Source organism: Candidatus Sodalis sp. SoCistrobi, assembly GCF_900143145.1.
Lineage (GTDB): Bacteria > Pseudomonadota > Gammaproteobacteria > Enterobacterales > Enterobacteriaceae > SoCistrobi.
On record NZ_FRDB01000122.1, the window covers coordinates 1 to 8,858 of the forward strand.

The window sequence follows — 8,858 nt, forward strand, 5'->3', positions numbered from 1 at the left end:
TGCTCATGCTGAGTTTCCAGCACTAGATTAACTGCCCGTTCACGGACTTCCGGAGAGTAACGTTTGGTCGTTGTCATAGAGACCTCCACTTTTAAAGTATAGACTCTAATTTATCCGGGGTGATTCATATCTTTCTTCCCTTATGCTAAAAAAACTGGCTTCCTGGCCATGAGCTTTTGACGCACGGCTGAGCGGGCGACAGCGATTCCCCGATGTAAACAGGTTAAACGCGCATTAACGCGGACATGATTGAAAGGGTTTTCGTTGGCTAACCCTTCGGTCAACCGGCCGGTGAAATTGTAACTGAATGCAACAACGACGTGTGGCAATTTTCTGGCGACGGGCGCAAAGCCGTTATCTTATTTAGGAGTGGTATACGAAATAGCATTAAAATCATTATTATTGTATTTATTATGCAATTTGATAGCACGCCAAATAATAACTCGATAATTAAATTTAAAATCCGTGACCGTAAATTTTCACCGCGAATGAAGCCGGGGCAATGGCAAGCCAGATCGGGCCCACGGCATCAAGGCTTCGTGACGCCGTGTACTGTTCGCAACAGGTGAATGGCCGTTCGGCACCGCCAGCGGGCAAAAAAACCGGGCGGCGGGGCCTGACTTCATTTCAACACCTGCGATAAGCACCCTTTTTATCAACCCAGTCAGCAGGATTATTGACTGCTGTTACCCCCTACTGCCAGTCGATCCCCTCACTGATCGGCGCAACAGGGTGGGCTACTCCAGCGCGCTATACCATGGCGTTGCAGTTACCCGCCTGACGCAGGTTTAGCGCGGCGGCGCCCCTGCTGGGCCCGGCGCCGCACCCGCGCGGCAGGCCAATGCGGTCATTGGCTAGACGGTCGCGGTTGATTCGTGCACTCATAATGCGCGAACGATGCATTCCTCCACCTCCGGCGTCATTTGCCCACCGACGTCTGCGGCTGCCTTTCTATTTGTTTGCGTGGGAACCGAAATGAAGCAAAGCGAGATAAGCCGAGCGGTGATAGGGTTTCTCATCCCGGCTTGATAACGTTTACACCGAGCAAATGATACGGCATCCGTTATTTACCTGATTGAGTAACCATATAGCTCCTGAAATAATGTGGTTATGCAATTTTTGGCGCACCGTTAATTTGTCTATGTACAGCTAAAATTGGGGTTAAATCGCCTCATTATTTCGCGGCCTGAAGGATTACTCTCTTTTTTTGTCGTTAATGAAGCGCGGGCAAAGGCTGATTAAAGTTTTTTATGCTGTTTTTGTTGATTTTTTTAGATTTTAAAACTTTTTTGAAATTTTTAAAACAAAAAGCCTCTTTTTAAGAGTTAACAAGGATATAATCCTGAAAATATGATAATTATCCAATTTGCGGCCTTCGTAACGCGAGAATTCTGTTTACGGTATTATGCGCAGAAAAGGCAGGGTCTTCTTTTTAACAGGTACATCTATTAACAAAAACGTATGGTATGAATATTGACCAGCGGCTGGTCAATATGGAGTAGCCCATGAAGTATATTATCAATTCAACCGTGGCGTTTGATACCACCGAATACCTTCTGACGCTGGTGGATGATGCCGATACATCAGTAAAACTGTCCAATTCCGCCGGTAGGGTATTGGAAGAGCTTATTCAATATCGCGGGACCGGTGAGCCGGTAACCCGAGAGCACCTTTTCGCCAGCGTTTGGAGCGCTCATGGCCTGCAGCCCTCTAACGGCAACTTAAATCAACAGGTTAGTTTAATACGTAAGGGATTAACCTCATTAGGCCTGGACGCATCGGCGATAGTTACCATCCCCAAACGCGGTCTGAAATTAAATGATCAGTTGGTGATAAGCACGCTGGAAGACGATATCACCCAGGCCACATGCATCCCCGCGGTGAATGAATTCCCGGTGGAAATAGCGCAGCCTGTCATGCTTACCGGCGGGCGGAAAAATATCAATGGCGCCCTGACCTTGTTAATGGTGATTGTCACGCTGCTGACAGTTATCATGGCGTATATTTATTATGAAGATGATGACAACCAGAAATTATACTTCTTCAGCCAGATCAATTCCTGCAAAGTCTATACTTTTCACCCTATTCCCGGTCTGGAAAAAGAGGATTACCGTTTGCGGATCGTCGAAGCTATGAAAGGGAATGTGGAAAAATGCAAAAACAACCATATCATCATTTTTTCTAAAACGCTCATTCCTGACCCGCTTATCCAGGATAATATCAATGTCCGCACCTTCATGGCCAAGTGCCGTAAAGACGAGAACGACCGCATTTCCAATTGTTTGAATTTCTTCTTTTACAATTGGAGCGAGACATGAAAAGGCTCATCGTTATCGTGGTGATGTGTTTTGTCGCGGGCTTTCTTTTTTATCTGCATCAACATAAACAGTCGCTCTCGGGCTTCAATTGCTCAGGACTGATGGTGATGAAAGCGAATACCTTCCCCGGCACCTACAGCTATGTGGTGGACATACGCATGTATTTTACCAATGCCGCCGAGGGATTTTACATTCTGAACGGGACTTTCAGCGCCGACGATAAAACTTATGAACTGCAACGCATCAAGCACTTTAGTTATAAACTCAAAAATGACAAAGATCTCTACGAGATAGTCATTACCAAGGAAAATATCTCGACCTTTGACAACACGCCGAAAAAGCTGGCTGACCAGATTCTGATGCCGCTCGGTTCGTCCTTCCTCCCGCAAATGAGAAGGATTGATAAAAGCGCCGTGCTGTTTAATATGCTGTATTCTCCGTATTTTATCTGCACCGCCACGTAAACCCGCGCAACGCGCGCGGGGACAACAGGAATGCGTCTTCGACGCGCGCTGGCTATCATTGATGGCGACCGGCAGGGATAACTTTGACGAACGGCGAAAAGCCATAAATACTTGCTTGAGGGAGGGCTGGTTTTTTACATTCGCCGGGGAGCTGCGCGCGGGTCATATGTTAAAACTTACACATTTTTTTGGCCGCAGGCGTCGCAAAAAGGACTCCGATTCACTGGACGGACCGCCGCGCTTTTCGCTAAGCCTTCAGGTCGCCGCCTCGGCGGTGTTGCTGGCCGTGGTGCTGGTCTCGCTGACCGGCTGGCATCTGTACCATACCTATCAGCTGGCGCTGTGGCGCTCCCAAAACAATATCCTCAACTTGACTCAAGCGCTCTCACAGCATGCGAATGATACGTTCATGCAGGCCGAGCTCCTGCTGACCGATTTAGCTCAGCGTATCACCCATGACGGTTTGGACGCCGTCGAGCAGGCGCAACTGCACCCGCTGTTCACGGCGAAAATGCGCGACCTGCCGCAGGTGCGCGGGATTTTCCTCTATGACGCGGCGGGACGCATGGTCGCTACCTCCGATGCCGCGCTGCCAGCCAATACCGATTTCACCGATCGCGATTATTACCGCTACCACCGCGATCACAATGACACCCAATTGCATATCGGCAAAGTGATCCGTAGCCGACTCTCCGGCGGGCTCATTTTGCCGGTTTCGCTGCGCATAAACCATCCCGACGGCAGCTGCTTCGCCGGGGTGCTTTTGGAAAGCGTGGTGATTGACTATTTCCGCCACTTCTACGCCCGCTTCGTGATAGACGATGATTCCACGTTAATGATGATGCTGAACAATGGTACCGTTTTGTATCGCCATCCTTACAATGAGCGGGCAATCGGCAGCTCCATTTCAGCCTCGCCGCTGTATCAACAACATATTGATCAGCAAACCTCAGGCGTGATGACCGGCGCCCTGAATAATCACGACCCGCGTAAGATCTACAGTTTCACCCATCTGCAGCAGTTTCCTGTGGCGATCACCACCGGTATGTCGCTAAATCAAGCGCTGGTGGATTGGCGTCAGGATGCAATAAGCCACGTGATCCTGGTGGTGATTTTTCTGGCGCTGCTCAGCCTGCTGGCCATCTCGTTTATCCGCCAGATACGCAGCCGCATGCGGGTGGAAGAAGAATTACGCCACGCCCAGCGCGAGCTGCGCAAGCTTAACCAATCGCTGGAACATTTGGCGCGTCGCGACGGTCTCACCGGCCTGTATAACCGCCGCCATTTCGATTTGGCTCTCACCGATGAGTTCAACCGTGCGGTGGCCAGCCATGAGTCACTGGGCATCATCCTGCTGGACATCGACTTTTTCAAACAATACAACGACCTCTACGGACACGTCGCCGGCGATAATTGCCTGAAACGCATCGGCGAAGCGTTGAAAGCCCTTCCACTGCGACATCGGGATCGGGTGGCGCGCTACGGCGGCGAAGAGTTCATTATTTTGCTGCCGCAAACCGATGCGGCGGGCGCGCGGGAAGTCGCGCAGCGGGTGTATGAGGCGATAACCGGCCTGGCGATCAGGCATCAGGCCAGCCCGACCGGCGCCCTCACGCCGAGCATCGGTGTGTATGTGGGGCAGCCGGCGATCCGCGACGAATCGCCGTCGAGGATGGTCAGCCGGGCCGATACCGCGCTTTATCAGGCCAAGGGTGAGGGGCGCAATCGTATCTGCTTCGCCTGACGCGCCCGCCGCTGGTTAGCGCTGGGTATCGACGATGATACGGCCACGCACGTGCCCCGCCATCAGCGCTTTTGCGGTGTCTACCGCCTCTGACAGCCCGATTTCGCGGCTTATCTGTTTCAACGGCGGCGCATCGACCAGCTCGGCGATGCGCTGCCAGGCCGCGCGACGATCCGCCTCCGGCCGCATAACGCTGTCGATACCGACCAGCGTAATACCACGCAAAATAAACGGCGCGACGCTTGCGGGAAAATCCATGCCCTGAGCCAGACCGCAGGCCGTCACAACGCCCTGATAACGCAAACCGGCGCACACGTTGGCCAGCGTATGGCTCCCGACGCTGTCGACGGCCGCCGCCCATTGCTCACGGGCCAACGGACGCCCCGGGGCGCTAAGCGACGCCCGGTCGATAATCTCCGCCGCGCCCAGTTGACGCAGGTGTTCCGCCTCGTTTACCCGCCCGGTGGAGGCCACAACCTGTTATCCCTGCCGGGCAAGAAACGCGATGGCGAAATTGCCTACCCCGCCGTTGGCGCCGGTGACCAGCACCTTGCCGCTGGCAGGCGTAATACCGTGGTGTTGGAGCGCCAGTACCGACAACATGGCGGTATAGCCGGCGGTGCCTATCGCCATTGCCGAGCGGGCATCCAGGCCGGCAGGCAGCGGGATCAACCAGTCACCGTTGACGCGGGCTTTTTGCGCCAGCCCGCCCCAGTGCTTTTCGCCGACGCCCCAGCCGTTTAGCACCACCCGATCGCCAGCGCGGAAACCGGCATGGTGACTGTGCTCTACCGTACCGGCCAAATCGATTCCGGGCACCATCGGGAAATGGCGCACCACCGGCCCTTGTCCCGTTATCGCCAAACCATCTTTGTAATTCAAGGTGGAGTACTCAACCCGCACCAGCACATCCCCCGGCGGTAATTGCTCTTCTTCCAGGGTCGTCAGCGCGGCGCGATAGCCCGCATCGTCTTTATCAATTACGATAGCGTTAAACATGGATGCTCCTTAGTCATGGGTGGCGAAGCCCCAGGCAACGCCTTAAAAGCTAACGCGGCAAACCGGAAAGAAACCCTTGCGCAAAGCGGTCCAGCGGCTGACGATTACCCGCCAGCCGGGCGCGCATCACCGCCCCTTCCCAGCCAATCCAAAAAAATTCCGCCAGCGCCGCGCAATCCGCCTCGGGACTGACCTCCCCCGCCGCCTGCGCCAGCCGCAGGCAATCGGCGACCTGCCGCTGCCAACCGTGCAAAATAGCGCTTAATTGCTGACGATAGCCCGGCGGCAGAACCGCGATTTCCTGCCCAAGGTTGCCCACCAGGCAGCCGCGCCGGAAATCATATTTCGCCATGCCTTTCGCCGCTTGCTCGACAAACGCCTGTAGCCGTGCCAGCGGCATCAAGTCGGGCTGCGTGAGACAGCGTGCCAGCCTGGCGGCGAAATAATCACCGTAGCCGGCGACGATTGCCTGGCCGAAGGCCGCTTTGCTGGCAAAATAATAGTAAAACGACCCTTTAGGGACGCCTGCCGCTTTGCGAATGCCGTCAATGCCCGACGCGGTGAAACCCTGTTCGGTGAGCAGCGCAATGCCGGCGCGGATCAGCGCCTGGCGAGTATCGGGGTCGGCGGCAGCCACCTTACGAGGCCGGCCGCGCCGAGGTGAATAAAGTGTCGGTTGCATGACAAGAATATAGACTGATCGTCTAGTTAAATCAACTACGGCCACCCCGGCGCGGTGGGCGGCCGGGTTATTGGGTCGGGGATGGCCTCTCTTGCTTAAGCGTTACCGTGCGCCGCGGCCGTTTGCCGCGCATCAGCCAGGCGGGCGCGACGGCGGCGAAAAAAAACAGCGCCACCAGGTAAAAACCATCCTGATAGGCTATCAGCTGCGCCTTCGGCACCAGCATGCTTTCCAGCCAGGCCAGGGCGCCGGGATGAATGCCCGCGCGCAGCGGATAACCGAACGGATTACCCCAATGCGACATCAACAACCCCAGCCGGCTGATAGCCTCCATGCCGGCGGCGTTAGCGGTGGTCAGCGCCTGGGCCAGCGCATCGCCGTGGAACGTGGTGCGCCTGTCGATCACCACCGACAAGACATTGACGCCAAACGCACCACCCAACTGACGCACGAAATTAAGACTGCCCGAGCCCTGCGCCAGTTTGTCCGGCGGCAGCGCGCGAAGCGCGCCGGCATTCAGCGCCGGCAGCATCACACCAAGACCGATGCGTCCGAGCATGACCCACCAGGCCATCGTCCAGAACGGCGTGTCCACATCCGCCCCGCCGGACAGCCAGCACGACAGGCCGAACAGCACCAGTCCGCTCATCACCGGAATATGCGGCGGCAGTTTATCACTGAGTTGGCCGGCGATAGGAAATACCAGGCCCAGCACCAGGCCTGCCGGCATCAGCAATAAGCCGGAGCGGGTGGGCGTGAAGCCCTGCACCGTTTGCACAAACAGCGGAATGATATAGGTCGAGCCGTAAATGCCGGCGCCGAGGGCGAACGCGACCACGCAGCCCGCAGAAAACCCGAGATTGGCGAACACCCGCAGACTTAACAGTGGATGCGGCGTCACCAGCTCCCAGAGAATAAACCCCGCCGCCGACAGCAAGGCCACCGCAAACAGCATCAGGATAAAAAAGGCGTCCCACCCTTCGCGCTGGCCGTTTGACAGGCCGGTCAGCAAGGTGGTTAACGCGCAAACCAACAACAGAAAACCCGTGACGTCAAAACGCCGCGCTACCGACGGACTCTCCTCGTCGCGTCCCGGCATAATGAACAGCGCCGCCGCCATGCCGGCAAGGCAAAACGGCACCACCACCAGAAAGACATCGCGCCAGTCGTATTGATCGACCAATAAACCGCCTACCGTCGGGCCCAGCGCCGGCGCTAAAACGATACCGACGCCATAAATCCCCATCGCCCTGCCGCGCTGGGAGGGAGGAAAAACCTGCGACATGACCACCATTGCCAAGGGCTGCACGATGCCGGATGCGCTGCCCTGCAGTACCCGCGCCAAAATCACCTCGGCGCCGCTGCCGCTGGCAAAACCCAACAGGCTACCGAGGATGAAGACGCCCATGGCCGATACAAAAGTGCGCCGATAACCGAAGCGTTCAAGTGCCCAGGCGGTCATCAGCATGGTGGCGGTCATGGCGGCGAGAAACGCCGTCGACAACCACTGCACTTGATCTTGGCCCAAGCCAAAAGCCCCCATGATGTCGCGCATGGCGACATTAACGATAGTGGCAGTGGCGGTGGTAGCGATGGTGCCCAGCATGACGGTGCCGGTCGCCAGCCAGCGATAGGCCGGGCCGAAACGCTCGGCCTGACGCTCAATGGGCGACATTGATCGCCACCTCAACCATTAATCCCGGGCGCAGGCGCGCATCGGGATTATCCAGCGCAATGCGCACCGGCACCCGCTGCGTAATTTTGGTGAAATTGCCGGAGGGGTTGGGACTTGGCAGCAGCGCGAACTGGTTGGTGGCGGCATTGCCCACCCGCAGGACATGCCCTGGCCAATCCCGGCCGGGATAGGCATCGACGCCGACCGTCACCGGTTGGCCGACGGCAACCTCGCCAAGCGCCGTTTCCTTGACGTTGGCCTCAACCCAGACCTTTTTCGGGTCATGGACCATCATCACCCATTGTCCTGCCTGAATATAATCCCCCACATCGCCCAACGTTTTATCCACCACACCGTTCACCGGCGAGCGCAGCGTCCTGTCGGCGATTTCCTGTTTCAACTGATCGGCCTGCGCCTGCAGCGCCTTGACCTGTTGGCGTTGCATATCGGCCTGACGATCCAGCACCAGCAGTTGACCACGCTGCGCCAGAGTATTGGCATAGGCGGCCTGACTGGCGACCTGTTGCGCTTGCGCCTCGCGCTGTTCATCCTGACGCTGCAGCAACAGCGTACGGGATTCATCCCAGGTTTTTCGCGCCGTCAATCCGTCTTTGACCAGACTGTCATCGCGCTGGAAGTTGGTTTGCGCCAGCGTCAACTGATGCCCGGTGGACGCCAGCGCGCTTTGTGCCGCTCTCTGAATAACCCCGAGTTTATTAGAGAGTAATTTTGGCAATACTACGCCGCTTCCTCTGATGCTAATTGCAAAGCGTAATAGTTCATTTCGGCTTCAGTAGGAGGGATGTAACCCAGCCGCCCGAGCAGCCTTCTGTTGTTGTACCAGTCCACCCAGTCCACCCAGTCCAGCGTGGCCAACTCCACTTCCGTCCGGTTTTTCCAGCTCCCGCGGTGGATAACCTCCGTTTTGTACAACCCGTTGATACTCTCTGCCATCGCATTATCGTAGGAGTCGCCG

The 8,858-nt window shown here is 56.2% G+C and carries 7 protein-coding genes and 1 pseudogene; 3 read left to right on the forward strand and 5 right to left on the reverse strand.

Annotation, left to right across the window (positions count from 1 at the left end):
- Positions 1-1,505 precede the first annotated feature (1,505 nt).
- From CINSTRO3249_RS09495 to CINSTRO3249_RS09505, 3 genes are all read left to right on the forward strand, one after another.
- On the forward strand, positions 1,506-2,318 hold the full coding sequence (locus CINSTRO3249_RS09495; RefSeq protein ID WP_074013105.1) for a winged helix-turn-helix domain-containing protein: 813 nt from the start codon (positions 1,506-1,508) through the stop codon (positions 2,316-2,318).
- On the forward strand, positions 2,315-2,782 hold the full coding sequence (locus tag CINSTRO3249_RS09500) for a FidL-like protein (RefSeq protein ID WP_074013106.1): 468 nt from the start codon (positions 2,315-2,317) through the stop codon (positions 2,780-2,782). Before CINSTRO3249_RS09495 ends, CINSTRO3249_RS09500 begins: the two co-directional genes overlap by 4 nt.
- A gap of 166 nt (positions 2,783-2,948) precedes the next feature.
- Complete coding sequence (locus CINSTRO3249_RS09505) at positions 2,949-4,526, forward strand: sensor domain-containing diguanylate cyclase (RefSeq protein WP_074013109.1); 1,578 nt, start codon at positions 2,949-2,951, stop codon at positions 4,524-4,526.
- Positions 4,527-4,541: 15 nt separating this feature from the next.
- Here the strand turns inward: CINSTRO3249_RS09505 and CINSTRO3249_RS09510 are convergent.
- The 5 genes and pseudogenes from CINSTRO3249_RS09510 to CINSTRO3249_RS09530 form a co-directional block, all read right to left on the reverse strand.
- Positions 4,542-5,525: pseudogene (locus tag CINSTRO3249_RS09510) on the reverse strand (MDR family oxidoreductase).
- 49 nt (positions 5,526-5,574) lie between these two features.
- The gene (locus CINSTRO3249_RS09515; protein WP_074013107.1) at positions 5,575-6,207 is read right to left on the reverse strand and encodes an acrylate utilization transcriptional regulator AcuR; all 633 of its coding nucleotides are present in this window, start codon (positions 6,205-6,207) and stop codon (positions 5,575-5,577) included.
- Positions 6,208-6,274: 67 nt separating this feature from the next.
- Positions 6,275-7,882, reverse strand: a complete 1,608-nt coding sequence (locus tag CINSTRO3249_RS09520) for a DHA2 family efflux MFS transporter permease subunit (protein ID WP_074013108.1) — start codon at positions 7,880-7,882, stop codon at positions 6,275-6,277.
- Positions 7,869-8,618 (reverse strand): HlyD family secretion protein, encoded by a 750-nt coding sequence (locus tag CINSTRO3249_RS09525; RefSeq protein ID WP_254304339.1) that lies wholly within the window; start codon positions 8,616-8,618, stop codon positions 7,869-7,871. Before CINSTRO3249_RS09525 ends, CINSTRO3249_RS09520 begins: the two co-directional genes overlap by 14 nt.
- Before the next feature lie 2 nt (positions 8,619-8,620).
- Positions 8,621-8,858, reverse strand: a 238-nt coding sequence (locus tag CINSTRO3249_RS09530; RefSeq protein ID WP_143146883.1) for an integrase core domain-containing protein, incomplete at its 5' end; no start/stop codon positions are given.

Bases quoted from the DNA above. Each gene is read 5' to 3' on its own strand.
- CINSTRO3249_RS09520 (WP_074013108.1), bottom strand. From the start codon at position 7,882: ATGTCGCCCATTGAGCGTCAGGCCGAGCGTTTCGGCCCGGCCTATCGC.
- CINSTRO3249_RS09505 (WP_074013109.1), top strand. From the start codon at position 2,949: ATGTTAAAACTTACACATTTTTTTGGCCGCAGGCGTCGCAAAAAGGAC.
- CINSTRO3249_RS09495 (WP_074013105.1), top strand. From the start codon at position 1,506: ATGAAGTATATTATCAATTCAACCGTGGCGTTTGATACCACCGAATAC.
- CINSTRO3249_RS09515 (WP_074013107.1), bottom strand. From the start codon at position 6,207: ATGCAACCGACACTTTATTCACCTCGGCGCGGCCGGCCTCGTAAGGTG.
- CINSTRO3249_RS09500 (WP_074013106.1), top strand. From the start codon at position 2,315: ATGAAAAGGCTCATCGTTATCGTGGTGATGTGTTTTGTCGCGGGCTTT.